The following is a 15,801-nucleotide window of genomic DNA, read 5'->3' as shown; positions in this document are numbered from 1 at the left end:
GGGTTCCCGGTGGGGGCCGGAGACAGGACGATGTGGAGGTTCGGGTGACCAGGTACGTGGGGTCACCGGGCGTCGTGTTGCCCGGCATCGTCCTGATGGGCGCCACCGAGGAGAGTGTGTGACGTCGCTCGTCGCCCGTCCGACCGCGCTGCCCGAACCCCGTTGCCCGGTCTCCGGTGCGGATCCGCAGCGCCCTCCTGCCCCCGGGTCCGTCGACCCGGCCGCGGCGCAGGAGTTCCTGGAGCAGTTCCAGGCCGAGACCTCCCCCGCGATCACGCTGGAGCGTCGGCTGCGCCAGGTCGCCGCCGAGATCGAGCGCACGGGCACCTACACCCACACGCTCGAGGAGCTGTCGTTCGGCGCCCGGGTCGCCTGGCGCAACTCGGCCCGCTGCATCGGCCGGCTCTACTGGAACAGCCTGCGGATCCGCGACCGACGGCACGTGAGCGCTCCCACCGACGTCGCCGTCGAGTGCGTGGAGCACCTGCGGGACAGCACCCGTGGCGGCGCGATCCGCTCCACCATCACGATCTTCGCCCCCGACCGTCCCGGTGAGCGCGGGCCGCGCATCCACAACGACCAGCTCGTCCGCTACGCCGGCCACCGCACCCCGGGCGGCGAGGTGCGCGGCGACGGCCGGTACGCCGCCTTCACCGACACGGCCGTCGCCCTCGGCTGGGAACGCCCCACCCCACCCGGCCGGTTCGACGTCCTGCCGCTGATGATCTCGGGTCCCACGGGCGGCCCCGAGCTGTTCGACGTGCCGCGCGATGCGGTGCTCGAGGTGGCGCTGAGCCACCCCGAGCACGCCTGGTTCGCCGACCTGCGGCTGCGCTGGCACGCGGTGCCGGCCATCAGCAACATGCCGCTGGAGGTCGGCGGCGTCACCTACCCCGCGGCGCCGTTCAACGGCTGGTACCTGGGCACCGAGATCGGCGCCCGCAACCTCGCCGACGCCGACCGCTACGACCTGCTGCCGGTCGTCGCGGAGCGCCTCGGTCTGGACATGACCTCCGAGCGCACGATGTGGCGCGACCGGGCGCTGGTGGAGATGGTGCGCGCCGTGCAGCATTCGTTCGACGAGGCCGGTGTGACGATGGCCGACCACCACACGGAGTCGGGCCGCTTCCTCACCCACGTGGCCCGGGAGGAGAAGGCCGGGCGCAGCTGCCCGGCCGACTGGAGCTGGATCGTGCCGCCGGTCTCGGGCGGCCTGACGCCGGTGTACCACCGGTACTACACCGAGCCCGACCCCGACACCCGCCCGGCGTACCTCCAGCCGTCCTGACCCGCGAGTCGCCGGTTTCCCGCCCGCGAGTCGCCGGTTTCCCGCGGGCGAGTCGGCGTCAGGTGGGGGGCTCGAGGCCGGGGACCTGGCGGGTGCGGCCACGGAACTCGGCCACGGCGACCCCGTCGACGCGCACCGTCACGTCGTACAGCCCGGACCGCCCGGTGCGGGCCCGCTCCACCGCGTCGGCGACGAGCTCGGCCCCCAGTAGCACCGGCCGCAGGAACGCGATGTCGGCGCCGGCCGCCACGGCGGAGATCCCGTAGCTGTTGCAGGCGTACGCCAGCGCGCAGTCGGCGAGCAGGAAGATGTAGCCGCCGTGGCAGATCCCGTGCCCGTTGACGTGCCGGGGCTCGACCGTCAGCGCCGTGCGGGCGTGCCCCGGTCCGACCTCCACCACCCGCACGCCGGCCCCGTTGCCCGCGGTGTCGGCGCGCTGCATCGCCTCGGCCGTGCGCAGGGCCGTCTCGTCACCGTTCACCGGCCGGATGCTAACCGCTGATCAGGAGATAGGGTTCGCCCCATGACGGCCCCGATCGCCCCGACGGGCCCCGCACCCCGCGTACTGCTGGTCTGGGACGCGCCCAACATGGACATGAGCCTCGGCTCGCTCCTCGGTGCCCGGCCCACGTCCGCCTTCCGCCCCCGTTTCGACGCGGTGGGCCGCTGGCTGCTGGACCTCGCGGGCCCCGACGCCGTCGCCGAGGCCACCGTCTTCACCAACGTCGTGCCCGGCAGCACCGAGGTCGTGCGGCCGTGGGTGGAGGCGCTGCGCAACGTCGGCTTCGCGGTGTTCGCCAAACCCAAGATCACCGAAGACTCCGACGTCGACGACGACATGCTGGCCCACATCCAGCTCCGCGCCGACGAGGGCCAGCTCGAGCACGTCGTCGTCGCCTCCGGGGACGGGCGGGCGTTCAAGGAGCCCCTCGAGGAGCTCCAGAAGCTCGGCACCTACGTCACGGTCATCGGGTTCCGGGAGCACGCCAGCTTCGCGGTCACCTCCGACGTGTTCGAGTTCGTGGACCTCGAGGACATCGACGGCGTGTTCCGCGAGCCGCTGCCGCGCATCACCCTCGACGCCCTGCCCGACACGGGTGCCTGGCTGCCGCCGTTCCGCTCGCTGCGGTCGCTGCTGGAGCCCCGGCGGTGAGGTTCACTGCTCCCGTCGTCCTCCCGTGCGACGAGGCCTGCTCGGTGCTGCGCGACGGTGTCGTGGATGTCGAGGACGGCCACATCACGTGGGTCGGGCCCGCCGCCGACGCCCCGCCGAGCGACGACACCGTCACCGCGCTGTCCGGGGCGCTGCTGCCCGGGCTGATCAACACCCACGCCCACACGCCGATGTCGCCGCTGCGCGGCATGGGCGGTGACCTGCCGCTGATGCGCTGGCTGATGGACGTCATGTGGCCGGCCGAGGGACGGCTCACCGGCCCCGACGTGCACGCAGGCATGACGGCGGGCTGCGTCGAGCTGCTGCGCACCGGATGCACCACCAGCGCGGAGATGTACTTCTTCCCCGACGCCGTGATCGACGCGGTCACGGCGGTCGGCTCGCGCGTCGTGCTCACCCCGGGCATCATCGCCGCGCCGGGCTGGGACCGGCTGGGCAGCTGGGAGGAGATGCGCGACGACATCTCCGCCCGCATCGACGACGTGGGGCTGCGCTCGGGTCCCGGCGGGCGCATCGAGCTCGGCTACGGCCCGCACTCCGCGTACACGCTGCCGCCGGAGGCGCTCGCGTCCATCGGCGAGCACGCGCAGGCCCGCGGTGCGCTGCTGCACGTCCACGTGGCCGAGGCCGCGGAGGAGGACGTGGCCCAGCGCGCCGAGCACGGCTCGGTGCCCGCGCTGCTGGAGAAGCTCGGCGTGCTGGACGGGCGGGTGCTCGCCGCCCACGCCGTCCAGCTCTCCGACGACGACATCGCACTACTCGCCTCCCGCGGCGCGGCCGTGGCGCACTGCCCCGGCTCCAACGCCAAGCTCGCGGCCGGCGTCGCCCGGGTCACCGCCCTGCGCCGCGCCGGGGTGCGCGTCGGGCTGGGCACGGACGGGCCCGCGTCCGGTGACGACCTCGACATCTGGGCCGAGGCCCGCCTCGCCGGCCTGCTCGCCCGTGTGACCAGCGCGGACGCGGCCGCACTCACGGCGGCGGAGCTGCTGTTGATGGCCACCAGGGAGGGCGCGGCGGCGCTGGGCCGCGACGACCTCGGCACACTGGCCGTCGGCACCGGCGCCGATCTGGTGCACATCGACCTGGACCACTCCACGTTCGTCGACCCGAGCGACGACGCGCAGCTGATCTCCAACCTGGTGTGGGCGGGCGGCTCCCGGCTCGTCCGCGACGTGTGGGTGGCCGGCGAGCAGGTGCTGGCCGGTGGCGAGCCGACCCGGGTGGACCGCGCCGAGGCCACGGCCGCCCTGCGCGCGGTGGCGGCGGGCCTGCGTTCCTGACGCCGCCGGTCACCCGACCCACCGCTCCCGGTGGCGACGCGGCCGCAGGGCCCTGCGGGCACGGTCACGCAGGTTGAGGCCGCGGGCCAGGAACGCCTCCTGCAGCTCGCGCTCCATCCGCGTGACCGAACCGAGGTCGGCCGCGGTGACCACGACGACGATCCAGCCACGGCGTTCGAGCTCCCCGACCCGGACGGCGTCCTTCTCCACCTGGTCGACGTGGGCGACATGGCCGTAGTACTCCACCGCGATCCGCAGTGCGGGCCAGCACAGATCGACGCGGAACACCGGGGTGCCGTCGAGGTTGCACACCCAGTGGTTGACCTCGGGGACCGGGAAGCCGAGATCGACGAGCGCCCACAGCAGCCAGCTCTCCGCGGGCGACTCCGCCTGTCCCGTGGCGAGGTCGAGCAGGGTGGCGGCGATCCGGGTTCCCCGCGGGTCGGGCCGTCGCCGGATCCGCTCGCCGAGACGGGCCCGGAAGGCCTCCCGGGCCGCGGCGGCGACCGCCGCCATCGCCTGGTCGGCAACGGCGAGGGCGCTCGCCGGGCCTGCGGTGCAGAGCACGTCGACCACCACGCGCTCGACGTCGAGCACCGGGAGCCCCGCGAGCCACACCGTGTCTGCGGCCAGGGACGGGCCGTTGTGGACGGCGACGCCAGGCCGCGTCCGCCTGCGGTTCCCGTAGGGGACCATGAGATGCACGGGCGTCGGGTCGGCGGCGTCGAACCCGTGGAGGAACGCCGCGCTCCGGCCGGCCACGACGGCATCGGGACCGGCCCAGCGCGTGGCCGCCGCGATGACCGTGACCGGTTCGGCGGCGCGCCGTGGATCGACCAGCACCCCGGGCAACGGGCTGCCGAACTCCCCGGACTCCACGGCGGACCTCACGCGGTGCTCGCCGAGCTCCCGGACCGCGTCCCGGCGCAGGCAGGTGCCGTGCGCGTCGAAGATTCTGGACGACATGACCCGACGGTGGCAGCTGGCGTCGCCGCGCGGGGCAGCATTCGCGATCCTGTGGACAACCACGACCCGATGTGGACAACTACCGCCGACTCACCCTCCCGAAACCGCCGACTCGCGCACGGGAAGACGCCGACTCGCGGGGTCGTCGTACGCAGAGGGCCGGCGGTCGGATGCTGTGGTCCCATCCGGCCGCCGGCCCCTGCCGTGCGTGGCGCGGCCCGCTCCCCAGCGGTCGCACCTCCCCGCCCCAGCGGGGATGTCCCTGGATCAGTGGGCGCTGCCCACCCGGTCGCGGTGGTGGCGGCCGCGGGAGTCCAGCCGCTCCTCGCCGTAGCGGTGCGCCGCCGTGCTGATCCGCTCCTGCGAGCGGGACGGGGCCGGCACCAGGACCTGCACCGGGATCGGCGCGGTGAGCGGGTCACGGCGGAACTCGTCCACCGGATCCCGCAGCGACTCGCGCGCCGGCTCGTGGTGCCGACGGCGCCGGATCCCCCGACGCAACGCGGCGAAGATCGGGGTCACCAGCGCGTCCTCGTCGATCGCATGCCGGCCCTCCACCGCTTCGAGCAGTTCGTCGGCGGTCTCCTGAACACGTGCCAGGTCGTTCACGCGTCTCCTCCTGGTCGTCGTGCGCCGGCGTGAATTACTTTCCGCCCGCACTCTGAACCCCACAACGGGTGACACCCGGGAGTGGAAACGATGGTTACAGCTTCTCGGCCCGACTCAACCCATTCGAGTGGCGATCGGCCCTTCAGGAAACTCTTTCGAGTATTCGTGCTGCACCCGCTGCAGCCGTCGTGGCCAGAATCCAGCCCACGACGACCAGCGCGCTGCCGATCCACTGCGACGCGCCGTCCAACCGCCAGTAGCCGTCCTGTCCCAGGTTGATGATGGGCAGCAGCGTGTCGGCCGAGAAGATCCAGGCGTTGAACGCGGGATGCTGGCCGTCGTCGACGGGCGTGGGCGCGTTCCCGAGGAACCGGACGCCGCCCGCCACCCAGAACAGGACGAGCCAGCAGGCCGCCAACCAGGGGCGATAGCCGAACCCGACGGTGTGGCGCCGCAGCGCGCCCCAGATCCGGCCGGCGATCCCTGCCTCGGCGTAGTGGCGGGTCCGGCGCGCGACGAGCACCCGCTCGGCCCGTTCGTCGTGCCCGGCGCGGCGGTAAGCGGCGGCCAGTTGGTCGTATGGTCCCGGTGCGTAATCGGGCATCACCTGTTCGAGCCAGTGCAGCCTCAACTGGCCGTCCACTACCTGGGTGTCATTCAACAATCCGTAGTCGAATTCGTCGACCGCTACTCCACCCCGGGCATTCCAGACCTTCTCGGAATCCGTGAACGAACCGACACGGGCCTGGGTCAGGCGCACCGCTCCGCCGGGCGGAACCGCGGGATGAACCCGGCGTTGCCCAGCAGGTCCTTGCCGACGGTCGACGCCCGCGCGTCCAGCGAGGGCCGGACGGTGCCCTCGGTGCTCAGCCCGTCGTCGAGCTCGAGGTTGCCGTCGACGTGGACGCGGTCGGCCACCGGGCACGCGGCCGGGTCGACGATGCCGCCCGGGACGACGGGCAGGCGGGTCGCCGCTGCCCCGGGAGGCGATGCGAGCGCCGGAGCACGTGAGGTCGCCGCCGATCCGCGCCCCGGTCGACGCGAGCCCGGCGAACTCGGCCATCCGCAGGTCGGGCGCGTGCGCGAACGGGCACCCCCGCAGCTCGACGGGCACGCCGACGCGCGCCCCGGTCATCCGCAGCACCCCGGTGACGGTGGCCCGGCGCAGGCGCAGCGCCGGAGCCCCGGGCGGCGGGGCTGCGGTGAGGACGGACACGAGCAGCGTGGCCGGGATCGCACCGCTGCCGAGATCCCACTCCTCACCCGTTGCCAGCGCGCGGGCGAGCTGCGCCGCCGGATCGTCCTCAGCCACGGCGTCCCCTTCGTGATCACGGCCTGTCTACCGGGGAGGAAACGTGGCCGCATGGTCGTCCGGAGCCGCTAGCCTGCGCTCGTGAGCGATGATCAGGCCCCACCGTCGGCCACGCCGACGGGGCCGCAGGTGGCCGGCGAGACGTCCGAGATCGGCCGGCCCACGCGCTCGCCCATCCCCACGCCGCTGCGCGTGATGTCCGAGGTGTGCGCCCGGGTGCTGGTGATCGCGGCGGCGCTGGCCCTGCTGATCTACCTCGTCACGCTGCTGCGGGTGGTCGTCATCCCGGTGGCGATCGCGATCCTGCTGACGGCGCTGCTGTCGCCCGCGGTGCACTGGCTGATCGCGCACAAGGTGCCCCGCGGCCCGTCGACGGCCCTGGTGCTCGTCGGCGGTCTCGCGGTGCTCGGCGGCCTGATGTCGTTCGTGGTCAACACGTTCATCAACGGCCTCCCCGGTCTGCAGACGCAGCTCCTCGCGAGCTTCACGCAGCTCGAACCGCTGCTGACCGGCGCGCCGTTCAACCTGCCGAAGACGTGGCTCCAGGACATCCCCACCGAGCTCGGCGCGCTGATCAGCCAGAACCGCGACGCCCTGACCTCCGGGGCGCTGACCACGGCCGCCACCGTAGGTGAGGTCGTGGCCGGGATCGCGCTCGCCCTGTTCTCCCTGATCTTCCTGCTCTACGACGGCCCGCACGTCTGGCAGTTCCTGCTCGGCGGCGCCCCGCGCCTGCGCCGCGACCGGGTGGACGTCGCCGGCCGGCGCGCGTTCGCGTCGCTGGTGGGCTACGTGCGGGCCACCGTCCTGGTCGCGGTCGTCGACGCGGTGGGCATCGGGATCGGGCTGGCCATCGTCGGGGTGCCACTCGTGGTGCCGCTGGCCGCCCTGGTCTTCCTCGGCGCGTTCATCCCCACGGTCGGTGCGGTGCTCACCGGCGGCGTCGCCGTCCTCATCGCGCTGGTGGCGAACGGGCCGATCGCCGGCCTGATCATCCTGGCCGTGGTGGTGGCGGTGCAGCAGCTGGAGGGCCACGTCCTGCAGCCCCTGCTGCTGGGCCGGGCCGTGAAGCTGCACCCGCTGGCCGTGGTGCTGTCGGTGGCGGCGGGCCTCGTGATCGCCGGGGTGGTGGGCGCGCTGCTCGCCGTGCCGCTGCTGGCCGTGCTCAACACGGCCGTCCGTTCGCTGGCGGCTCCCACCGAGCTCGCCCCCGAGACGGTGAACGCGGTGGACCCCCACCAGGCCCAGCCCGGCACCAACGAGAACCACCTGCCCGAGCCGGGCCGGATCGCGAAGTTCCTGCGCGGGCTGCGTACCGCGGCCTGACCCCGGCGCACACCGGGACCCCGACTCGCGGGGGGTGGGGTCAGGCAGCGGCGTCGAGCTTCTCCACCGACTCGGCGTCGAGTTCCAGCTCGGCGGCGCGGACGTTCTCCTCCGCGTGCGCGAGGCTGCTGGTGCCGGGGATGGGCAGCATCACCGACGAGCGGCGCAGCAGCCACGCCAGCGCCACCTGGGCCGCCGTCGCGTCGAACTTCTCCGCGATCTCGGCCACCGGACCACCGGGCTCCGCGAGCTCACCGGACGCGATGGGGAACCACGGCATGAAGCCGATGCCGTGCTCGGTGCAGTAGCGCAGGACGCCGTCGCTGCGGCGGTCCAGGAGGTTGTAGCGGTTCTGGACCGTGGCGACCTCGACGACGGTGCGGGCGCGCTCGATCTCCCCGATGCCCACCTCCGACAGGCCGACCTGGTCGATCTTGCCCTCGGCCCGCAGCGCGGCGAGTGCGCCGAACTGCTCGTCAGCGGGCACGGTCGGGTCGATGCGGTGCAGCTGGAACAGGTCGATGCGCTCCACGCCGAGGCGGCGCAGGGACAGCTCGCACTGCTGGCGCAGGTAGTCCGGGCGGCCGCACGGGTGCCACTGCCCGGGGCCGGTGCGCATCAGGCCGGCCTTCGTGGCGATGGTGATGCCGTCGTACGGATTGCCCCGCCCACCCCACAGGGCCTCGCGGAGGAGGTCCTCGGCCACCTCGGGGCCGTAGGAGTCGGCCGTGTCGAACAGGTCGACGCCGAGCTCGGCGGCCTTGCGCAGCACGGCGACGGCGCCGACGGGATCGGGCGAGGGGCCCCAGACCCCCGGGCCGGGGAACTGCATGGTGCCGAAGCCGATGCGGTTCACGCCACGCTCGCCGAGCGGGAACCGGCCGGCGGCGGTGGCGGGACGGACGTCCTGAGCGGTGTTCACATCGTCAGGGTTGCACCCGTGAGCGCTCACCCGCCGCCGATGGTGACCAGTGACTCGCTGCGCGTCACCGTGGGCCGCGATTGCCCGGCCCGCCCCGGCCCACTAGCTTCTCCGACGTGGCCAAGATCGTGCCGTTGCCGCAGGCGGTGTCGGAGTTCGTGCACGACGGGGACACCGTCGCGCTAGAGGGCTTCACCCACCTGATCCCCTTCGCCGCGGGCCACGAGATCATCCGGCAGGAACGCCGCGATCTCACGCTCGTGCGCATGACCCCCGACCTGGTCTACGACCAGATGATCGGCGCCGGCTGCGCGGCGAAGCTCGTCTTCTCCTGGGGTGGGAACCCCGGGGTCGGCTCGCTGCACCGCATGCGCGACGCCCTGTCCTCCGGGTGGCCCGCGCCGCTGGAGATCGAGGAGCACAGCCACGCCGGCATGGCCAACCGCTACGTCGCGGGCGCGTCCGGGCTGCCGTTCGCGGTGCTGCGCGGCTACGTCGGCACCGACCTGCCGCTGCACACGGCGTCGGTCGCCACGGTGAGGTGCCCGTTCACCGGCGAGGAGCTCGCGGCGGTGTCGGCGCTCAACCCCGACGTCACGATCGTCCACGCCCAGCGCGCCGACCGCGCCGGCAACGTGCAGCTGTGGGGCATCCCCGGCGTCCAGAAGGAGGCGGTGCTCGCGGCGACGCACGCGATCGTCACCGTCGAGGAGGTCGTGGACGTGCTGACGCCCGTGCCCGGCGCGGTGGTGCTGCCCACGTGGGTGCTCGCCGCCGTCTCGGTGGTGCCGGGCGGGGCCGCCCCGTCCTACGCGCACGGCTACTACGACCGCGACAACGCCGCCTACCGCGAGTGGGACGCGATCAGCCGCGACCGTGGCACGTTCACCGCGTGGCTCGAGAAGCTGAAGGGCGAGAAATCGTGAGCTGGACCGCTGACGAGATGATGAGCATCGCCGCCGCCCGCGCCCTGCGCGACGGCCAGGCGTGCTTCGTCGGGATCGGGCTGCCGTCGAAGGCCGCCAACCTCGCCCGTCGCCTGCACGCGCCCGGCCTCGTGCTGATCTACGAGTCCGGCACCATCGGCACCGAGCCCGACGAGCTGCCGCTCTCCATCGGCGACGGCATCCTCGCCGACTCGGCGCTCGCGGTCGTCAGCGTGCCGGAGATCTTCAACTACTGGTTGCAGCCCGGCCGGATCGACGTCGGGTTCCTCTCCGGTGCGCAGGTCGACCGCTTCGGCAACATCAACACCACCGTCATCGGTCCCTACGACGAGCCCGACGTCCGGCTGCCCGGCTCCGGCGGCGCCCCGGAGATCGCGGCCTCGTGCCGCGAAGTCATCATCGTCATGCGCCACACGCTGCGGGCGTTCGTCGAACGGGTGGACTTCGTGACGTCGCTCGGGCACGGTGACGGCCCCGACGACCGCCGCACGCTGGGCCTGCGCGGCGCCGGCCCCACCCGCGTGATCACCGACCTCGGCGTGCTGGAGCCCGACCCCGACACCGCCGAGCTCGTGTTGACGGCACTGCACCAGGGCGTCACCGTGGAGCAGGTGCGGGCGGAGACGGGGTGGCCGGTCGAGGTCTCGGCCGACCTGATGATCACCGCGGCGCCGAGCGAGCAGGAGCTGTCGACGCTGCGGGCGATGAGGACGGTGGGGGTGTGACCTCCGTCGAGCTGCACCACGTCGACGAGGGCCCGCGCGACGCGCCCGTGCTGGTGCTGTCCGGCTCGCTCGGGTCGACGCTGGAGATGTGGCGCCCCCAGGCGCAGCTGGCCGACGCCTTCCGGGTCATCCGGATCGACCACCGCGGCCACGGCGGCTCGCCGGTGCCACCCGGTCCCTACCGGATGGCCGACCTGGCCGGGGACGCGATCGCCCTGCTCGACGCGCTGGGCCTGGAGCGCGTCGCGTGGTGCGGGCTGTCGCTGGGCGGCATGGTCGGCATGTACCTGGGTTCCGAGGCGCCGCAGCGGCTCACGAGCCTGACCCTGTGCTGTACCACCGCGAACTTCCCGGACCTCACCCCGTGGCGCGACCGCATCGCCGCGGTGACGGCGAACGGCACCGCACCGATCGCCGAGGCCGTGGTCTCGCGCTGGTTCACCCCCGGCTTCGCCGAGCAGAACCCGGACGTGGTCGCCGAGGCGGAGGCCATGATGGCCGGCACCGACGACGCCGGTTACGCCGCGTGCTGCGAGGCCATCGTGGCGTGGGACCACCGCGACCGGCTGCCGGCCGTGGCCGTGCCGACCCTGGTGATCGGCGGTTCCGCCGACCTCGCGACGCCGGTCGACCCGCATTCCCGGACGCTGGCCGACACCATTCCCGGTGCCCGTCTCGCGGTGCTGGACGGGGCCCACCTGGCCACCGTCGAGCAGGCCGCCGAGGCGACGGCGCTGATCGCCGCGAACGCTGCGCCGTAGGGAGCAGCCGCATTCGGCTGATCGGTGGCGCCGGGCACCCTGCAGCGCGGCGGCGCCGAACGACGCCTACTCTCGTAGCTGACGCGTGGTGCCCGGGTCAACGGCGAGCTCGGGATCGGATCTCGAAGCTCACCGGAGGACGTACGTGCTCAGCGATCGTGAACGGCGGACACTGGCACGGATCGAGCGCGAGCTGGTCGCGTCCGACCCCGATCTGGTCAGGCTCTTCGCCGGTGCCGCCTCCCGCCGCCCCGAGCGCGACACGCCGATCTTCCTGCTGGTCACGGGCCTGGCCCTGCTGGTGTTCGGCAGCCTCATCGCGGTCGTCCCGGTCGCGGTCGTCGGCATGATCGTGTCGGTCGTCGCGCTCTTCACCGCCCGCGGCCGCACCTCGATGATCCGCCGCCCCGGCTTCGCATAGGACCGCGACACGACCCTGGTCCGGCGGATAGGGTCCACGCGGAAATCGAACAGCATCGGGGACACGACCCCGGGATAGTGGGCCCGTGAGCACCGTGGGGACCGTCCGCGTCTGGTACGCCGAGGACGGCTGGGGCGTGATCGACTCCGCCGACACGCCCGGCGGTTGCTGGACCCACTACAGCGCGCTCGAGATGCCCGGTTTGCGCAGTCTGGGCAACAGGCAGCAGGTGGAGCTGGAGTGGGAGGCCCCGGGGCAGGACGGCTTCGGCTTCCGCGCCCTGCGGGCCCGCCCCCTGGGTGAGCCGCCCCGCCTCCGCACGCTCACCGGTATCAACCGGTACCCGGTCAAGTCGTGCCGCGGCCACGCTCTCGACGAGGCCGTCGTCGAGCCGTGGGGGCTGGCCGGCGACCGGCGCTGGATGCTCGTCGACGACGAGGGGGTGGCCGTCACCGCCCGCAGGCACCCCCGGATGGTGCTGATCACCCCACACCTCCAGCCGGACGGACTGCTCGTCGAGGCCGCCGAGGTGGAGCCGCTGGCCGTGGACGTCCCCGCGGACGGGCCGACGATCGAGGTCAGGGTGTTCGCCTCGACCGCGCCGGGTGTGCCCGCCGCCGAGGGGGCGCACGCGTGGTTCAGCGGGGTGATCGGCACGTCGGTGCGGCTCGTCCACCTCGCCGACCCGACGCAGCGGCACACCGACCCGCTCTACGGCCTCGACAGCGACGTCGTGTCGTTCGCCGACGGCTACCCGCTCCTGCTGGCCACCCAGGAGTCGCTCGCCGCCCTGGACGCCCTGTGCCCCGAACCGCTGACGATCAGACGGTTCCGCCCCAACCTGGTGGTCGCCGGCTTCCCGGCCTGGGACGAGGACCGCTGGCGCCGGGTGCGCATCGGCGACGCGACGTTCCGGGTCGTCAAGTCGTGCGCGCGGTGCGTGCTCACCACCGTCGACCCGGAGACGGGGGAGAAGGGGCCCGAGCCGCTGCGGACGCTGGCCGGCCACCGGCGCTGGGACGGCAAGACGTGGTTCGGCGTGAACCTCGTGCCCGACACCCCCGGTGCCGTCCTGCGCGTCAGCGCTCCGGTGGAGGTCCTGGAGTCGGCGGAGCCGGAAGAGCCCCTTCGCTGACCTGCCGCTCGGTGATCCGCCGCCCGGCCTCCACGAAGACGGAGCGCAGCCACGCGTGTTCGGGATCGTGGTCGTGGGTGGGGTGCCACCACAGGGCCTCGGTGATCCGCAGCGCGTCCCAGGGGCAGTCGAGGGCGCGGATGTCACCCACCCTCGTGAGCCGGCCGGCCAGCTCGGCCTGCACGAGCGCGATGCGGTCGGTGCCCTCGATCAGCCACGGCAGGGCGAGGAACGACTCGGCCACCAGCTGCACCCGCGGCTCGACGCCGAGCATCTGCAGCTGCCGCGCGGCGGGGGTGAACGCGGCGGGGGCGTGCCAGGTCATCACCCAGGGCAGCTCGGCCAGCAGCTCCATGGTGAGCGCGGCGCCGACCCGCTCGTTGGAGTCGGCCACGAGGATCTTCCAGCCGTCGGAGTGCAGCACCTCGTAGGGCATGTCGTTGACGAAGCCGTGCGGCAGCACCAGGCCGTCGACGTCGCGGAGCACCTCGTGCGCGTTCTGCACCATGACACTGGAATGCCGTTCCAGCCGCAGCCGCATGTGGGGCGCGGTGTCGTCGAGGATGCGGCCGACGTGCTCGCCGAGCACCGCGATCGGGTAGTCCGACGCCAGCACCGTGAACGTCCGCTGCGACGTGGCCGGGTCGAACACGGCCTGGCTGGTGAACACCCGCTCGACCCCGGCGAGCGCCGTGGCGGTGCGGTTGCGCAGCTGGGTGGCCAGCGGCGTGAGCTGGTAGGAGTTGCCGACGCGGGTGAGCAGCTCGTCGCCGAAGTGGCGGCGCAGCCGGGCCAGCGACGCCGAGAGCGCGGGTTGGCTGAGCCCCATCCGGGCCGCGGCGCGGGTGACGCTCTGCTCGCGCAGGAGGTGGTCGAGCGAGACGAGCAGGTTGAGGTCGAGACTCGCGAGGTTCACCGATGGACCCCTATCAGCGCGATCGATGCTGCACATCATCGGTTTCGTCTTCCCTGATGTCCAGCCCCGGTCGACAGTGAGACGGTGACCACTGCACCGTTCACACTCGGCACCCTGTCCGCCCCGGGTGGGCCGACCTTCCCCGCTCTCGTGGTGGGCGACGAGATCGTCGACCTGCGGGCCCGCTGGCGCGACACCGCCGCGATCCTCGACGACTGGGCCGGCGCCCTTCCCGTCCTCCGCACCCTCGCGGCCGAGGGCGACCGGCAGCCGCTCGCCGGGCTCACCGTGCACGCCCCCGTGGCGCCCCGGCAGGTGCTGCAGGCCGGCGCCAACTACCGCACCCACGTTCTCGACCTGGCCGTGAAGCACGGTGGCGACCGCGCCGAGGCCGCCGCGATGATGGACCGCCGCATCGCGACGGGCGAGCCGTACTTCTTCCTCGGCCTCCCGACGGTGATCACCGGCCCGTACGACGACGTGGTGCTGCCCGCGTACTCGCAGCAGCACGACTGGGAGCTGGAGCTGGCCGCGGTGATCGGCCGCGGCGGGTACGGCATCGACCCGGCCGACGCGTTCGACCACGTGGCCGGCTACACGATCGTCAACGACCTCACCACCCGCGACCTGGTGTTCCGCAAGGACATGCCGGAGATCGGGTCGGACTGGTTCCGCGCCAAGAACGCCCCGGGCTTCCTGCCCACCGGGCCGTGGCTGGTGCCCGCGGAGTTCGTGCCCGAGCACCCGCAGATCACGTTGCGCCTCAACGGCGACGTGATGCAGGACGAGTCCACCAAGGACATGATCTTCGACGTCGCCACGCTGGTGGCGGTCGCGTCCCGGACGGCGCGGCTGCTGCCCGGTGACCTGATCCTCACCGGCAGCCCGGCCGGCAACGGCCTGCACCACGGCCGGCTGCTCCGCGCGGGCGACGTCATGGAGGGCACGATCACGACCCTCGGCACGCAGCGCACCCGGTGCGTGGCCCCGTGAGCCTCGACCGCGCGAACCCCGCGGCGGAGTCGCGTGTCCCGGCCACCGCGCCGGCCGGCGACGCGCCGCTGGACCGGACCAACCCGGAGGCCGCGATAGAGAAGGCGGCCGCCCTCTGCTCCAACACCGGCCGCTGGGGCGCCGACGACGTGCTCGGCACCCTCAACTTCCTCGACGACGCCACCCGCCTGCGGGCCGCCGCGGAGATCCGGCGGGGCACCGCGTTCTCGCTGTCCCAGAGCTTCGACATGGATGGCCCCCAGAAGGGCTGGCGGCGGCGCACCAACCCGGTGCACACCATGCTCGACACGGGCACCGACGCCGAGCACGGCGTGCAGGGCTTCCCACACGGCATCGGGGGCGCCGACGACGTGATCGCGATGCCGCTGCAGGCCTCCACCCAGTGGGACGGGCTGGGCCACATCTTCGACCACGGCACGGCCTACAACGGCCGCCGCGCCGGCGACGTCGTGACCAGCCTGGGCGACGGCGTCACCGGCATCGAGACGGCGGCCGGGATCATCGCCGGCCGCGGCGTGCTGCTCGACGTCGGGCAGGTGATCGGAGGGGGCGAGCTGCCGGACGGCTTCGCGATCACGGCCGCGCACCTCGACGCCACCGCCGCCGCGCACGGCGTCACGATCGGGCGTGGCGACATCCTCTGCGTCCGCACCGGCCAGCTCGCCCGCGCCCGCCGGGACGGGTGGGGCGACTACGCGGGCGGGCCGGCCCCGGGCCTGTCGTTCACCACCGCGGAGTGGTTGCACCGCAGCGAGATCGCCGCGATCGCCACCGACACGTGGGGGTTCGAGGTGCGGCCCAACGAGTTCGACGAGGCATTCCAGCCGCTGCACCAGGTGTGCATCCCCAACATGGGGCTGTTCCTGGGCGAGATGTGGGACCTCGACGCGCTCGCCGCCGACTGCCTCGCCGACGGCCGTTACACGTTCTTCCTGACCGCAGCGCCGCTGCCCGTCACCGGTGCCGTCGGGGCCCCGGTCAACCCGCTCGCCGTGAAATGAGAAC

Annotated in this window: 18 protein-coding genes; 11 read left to right on the top strand and 7 right to left on the bottom strand. The window is 73.3% G+C overall.

From position 1 onward, the window contains the following. Window positions 1-118 precede the first annotated feature (118 nt). On the top strand, window positions 119-1,288 hold the full coding sequence (locus BGP03_RS25510; RefSeq protein WP_296370579.1) for a nitric oxide synthase oxygenase: 1,170 nt from the start codon (window positions 119-121) through the stop codon (window positions 1,286-1,288). 58 nt (window positions 1,289-1,346) lie between these two features. Here BGP03_RS25510 and paaI read toward each other — a convergent pair whose 3' ends face one another. Then, window positions 1,347-1,769 (bottom strand): hydroxyphenylacetyl-CoA thioesterase PaaI, encoded by a 423-nt coding sequence (paaI, locus tag BGP03_RS25505; protein WP_298799418.1) that lies wholly within the window; start codon window positions 1,767-1,769, stop codon window positions 1,347-1,349. A gap of 42 nt (window positions 1,770-1,811) precedes the next feature. Between paaI and BGP03_RS25500 the strand changes: the two genes are divergently transcribed. Together BGP03_RS25500 and BGP03_RS25495 are read left to right on the top strand one after the other, a co-directional pair. Next, a complete protein-coding gene (locus tag BGP03_RS25500; protein WP_296370581.1) occupies window positions 1,812-2,441 on the top strand; it encodes an NYN domain-containing protein in 630 nt (209 codons plus the stop codon). Next, a complete protein-coding gene (locus BGP03_RS25495; protein WP_298799419.1) occupies window positions 2,438-3,742 on the top strand; it encodes an amidohydrolase family protein in 1,305 nt (434 codons plus the stop codon). The genes BGP03_RS25500 and BGP03_RS25495 overlap by 4 nt, the downstream gene beginning before the upstream one ends. Window positions 3,743-3,751: 9 nt before the next feature. On the opposite strand, the gene BGP03_RS25490 is transcribed toward BGP03_RS25495, so the two are convergent. The 4 genes from BGP03_RS25490 to BGP03_RS25475 form a co-directional block, all read right to left on the bottom strand. Then, window positions 3,752-4,708: a hypothetical protein gene (locus BGP03_RS25490; RefSeq protein WP_296370583.1), complete on the bottom strand. Its 957-nt coding sequence runs from the start codon at window positions 4,706-4,708 to the stop codon at window positions 3,752-3,754. Between the two features lie 267 nt (window positions 4,709-4,975). After that, window positions 4,976-5,317, bottom strand: a complete 342-nt coding sequence (locus tag BGP03_RS25485; protein WP_296370584.1) for a hypothetical protein — start codon at window positions 5,315-5,317, stop codon at window positions 4,976-4,978. Window positions 5,318-5,459: 142 nt separating this feature from the next. Next, the gene (locus BGP03_RS25480) at window positions 5,460-6,077 is read right to left on the bottom strand and encodes a hypothetical protein (RefSeq protein ID WP_296370585.1); all 618 of its coding nucleotides are present in this window, start codon (window positions 6,075-6,077) and stop codon (window positions 5,460-5,462) included. Then, window positions 6,068-6,235: a hypothetical protein gene (locus BGP03_RS25475; RefSeq protein WP_296370586.1), complete on the bottom strand. Its 168-nt coding sequence runs from the start codon at window positions 6,233-6,235 to the stop codon at window positions 6,068-6,070. The genes BGP03_RS25480 and BGP03_RS25475 overlap by 10 nt, the downstream gene beginning before the upstream one ends. A gap of 475 nt (window positions 6,236-6,710) precedes the next feature. Here BGP03_RS25475 and BGP03_RS25470 point away from each other — a divergent pair, with 475 nt between their 5' ends. After that, window positions 6,711-7,955: an AI-2E family transporter gene (locus BGP03_RS25470; protein WP_298799420.1), complete on the top strand. Its 1,245-nt coding sequence runs from the start codon at window positions 6,711-6,713 to the stop codon at window positions 7,953-7,955. Between the two features lie 40 nt (window positions 7,956-7,995). Here BGP03_RS25470 and BGP03_RS25465 read toward each other — a convergent pair whose 3' ends face one another. Beyond that, the gene (locus BGP03_RS25465; RefSeq protein WP_296370588.1) at window positions 7,996-8,877 is read right to left on the bottom strand and encodes an aldo/keto reductase; all 882 of its coding nucleotides are present in this window, start codon (window positions 8,875-8,877) and stop codon (window positions 7,996-7,998) included. A gap of 116 nt (window positions 8,878-8,993) precedes the next feature. Here BGP03_RS25465 and BGP03_RS25460 point away from each other — a divergent pair, with 116 nt between their 5' ends. From BGP03_RS25460 to BGP03_RS25440, 5 genes are all read left to right on the top strand, one after another. Further along, a complete protein-coding gene (locus BGP03_RS25460) occupies window positions 8,994-9,803 on the top strand; it encodes a CoA-transferase (protein ID WP_296370589.1) in 810 nt (269 codons plus the stop codon). 17 nt (window positions 9,804-9,820) lie between these two features. Beyond that, the gene (locus BGP03_RS25455) at window positions 9,821-10,549 is read left to right on the top strand and encodes a CoA-transferase subunit beta (RefSeq protein ID WP_296370620.1); all 729 of its coding nucleotides are present in this window, start codon (window positions 9,821-9,823) and stop codon (window positions 10,547-10,549) included. Next, entirely contained in the window at window positions 10,546-11,310 is a 765-nt protein-coding gene (pcaD, locus tag BGP03_RS25450; RefSeq protein WP_296370590.1) for a 3-oxoadipate enol-lactonase, read from the top strand. Before BGP03_RS25455 ends, pcaD begins: the two co-directional genes overlap by 4 nt. Window positions 11,311-11,455: 145 nt before the next feature. Next, on the top strand, window positions 11,456-11,731 hold the full coding sequence (locus BGP03_RS25445; protein ID WP_296370591.1) for a DUF3040 domain-containing protein: 276 nt from the start codon (window positions 11,456-11,458) through the stop codon (window positions 11,729-11,731). Between the two features lie 85 nt (window positions 11,732-11,816). After that, window positions 11,817-12,866, top strand: coding sequence for an MOSC N-terminal beta barrel domain-containing protein (locus BGP03_RS25440; protein ID WP_298799421.1), 1,050 nt, complete (start codon window positions 11,817-11,819; stop codon window positions 12,864-12,866). On the opposite strand, the gene BGP03_RS25435 is transcribed toward BGP03_RS25440, so the two are convergent. Next, entirely contained in the window at window positions 12,811-13,782 is a 972-nt protein-coding gene (locus BGP03_RS25435; RefSeq protein ID WP_298799422.1) for a LysR family transcriptional regulator, read from the bottom strand. The two genes, BGP03_RS25440 and BGP03_RS25435, sit on opposite strands and share 56 nt — an antisense overlap. Before the next feature lie 84 nt (window positions 13,783-13,866). Here BGP03_RS25435 and BGP03_RS25430 point away from each other — a divergent pair, with 84 nt between their 5' ends. Continuing rightward, window positions 13,867-14,775, top strand: a complete 909-nt coding sequence (locus tag BGP03_RS25430; protein ID WP_296370594.1) for a fumarylacetoacetate hydrolase family protein — start codon at window positions 13,867-13,869, stop codon at window positions 14,773-14,775. Continuing rightward, window positions 14,772-15,797: a cyclase family protein gene (locus BGP03_RS25425; RefSeq protein WP_296370595.1), complete on the top strand. Its 1,026-nt coding sequence runs from the start codon at window positions 14,772-14,774 to the stop codon at window positions 15,795-15,797. Before BGP03_RS25430 ends, BGP03_RS25425 begins: the two co-directional genes overlap by 4 nt. Window positions 15,798-15,801: the final 4 nt, after the last annotated feature.

Source organism: Pseudonocardia sp. 73-21, assembly GCF_001899645.1.
In the GTDB taxonomy this organism is placed as follows: domain Bacteria; phylum Actinomycetota; class Actinomycetes; order Mycobacteriales; family Pseudonocardiaceae; genus Pseudonocardia.
Note: the sequence above shows the minus strand (reverse complement) of the source record. Positions and strands in the feature narration are given on the sequence as shown.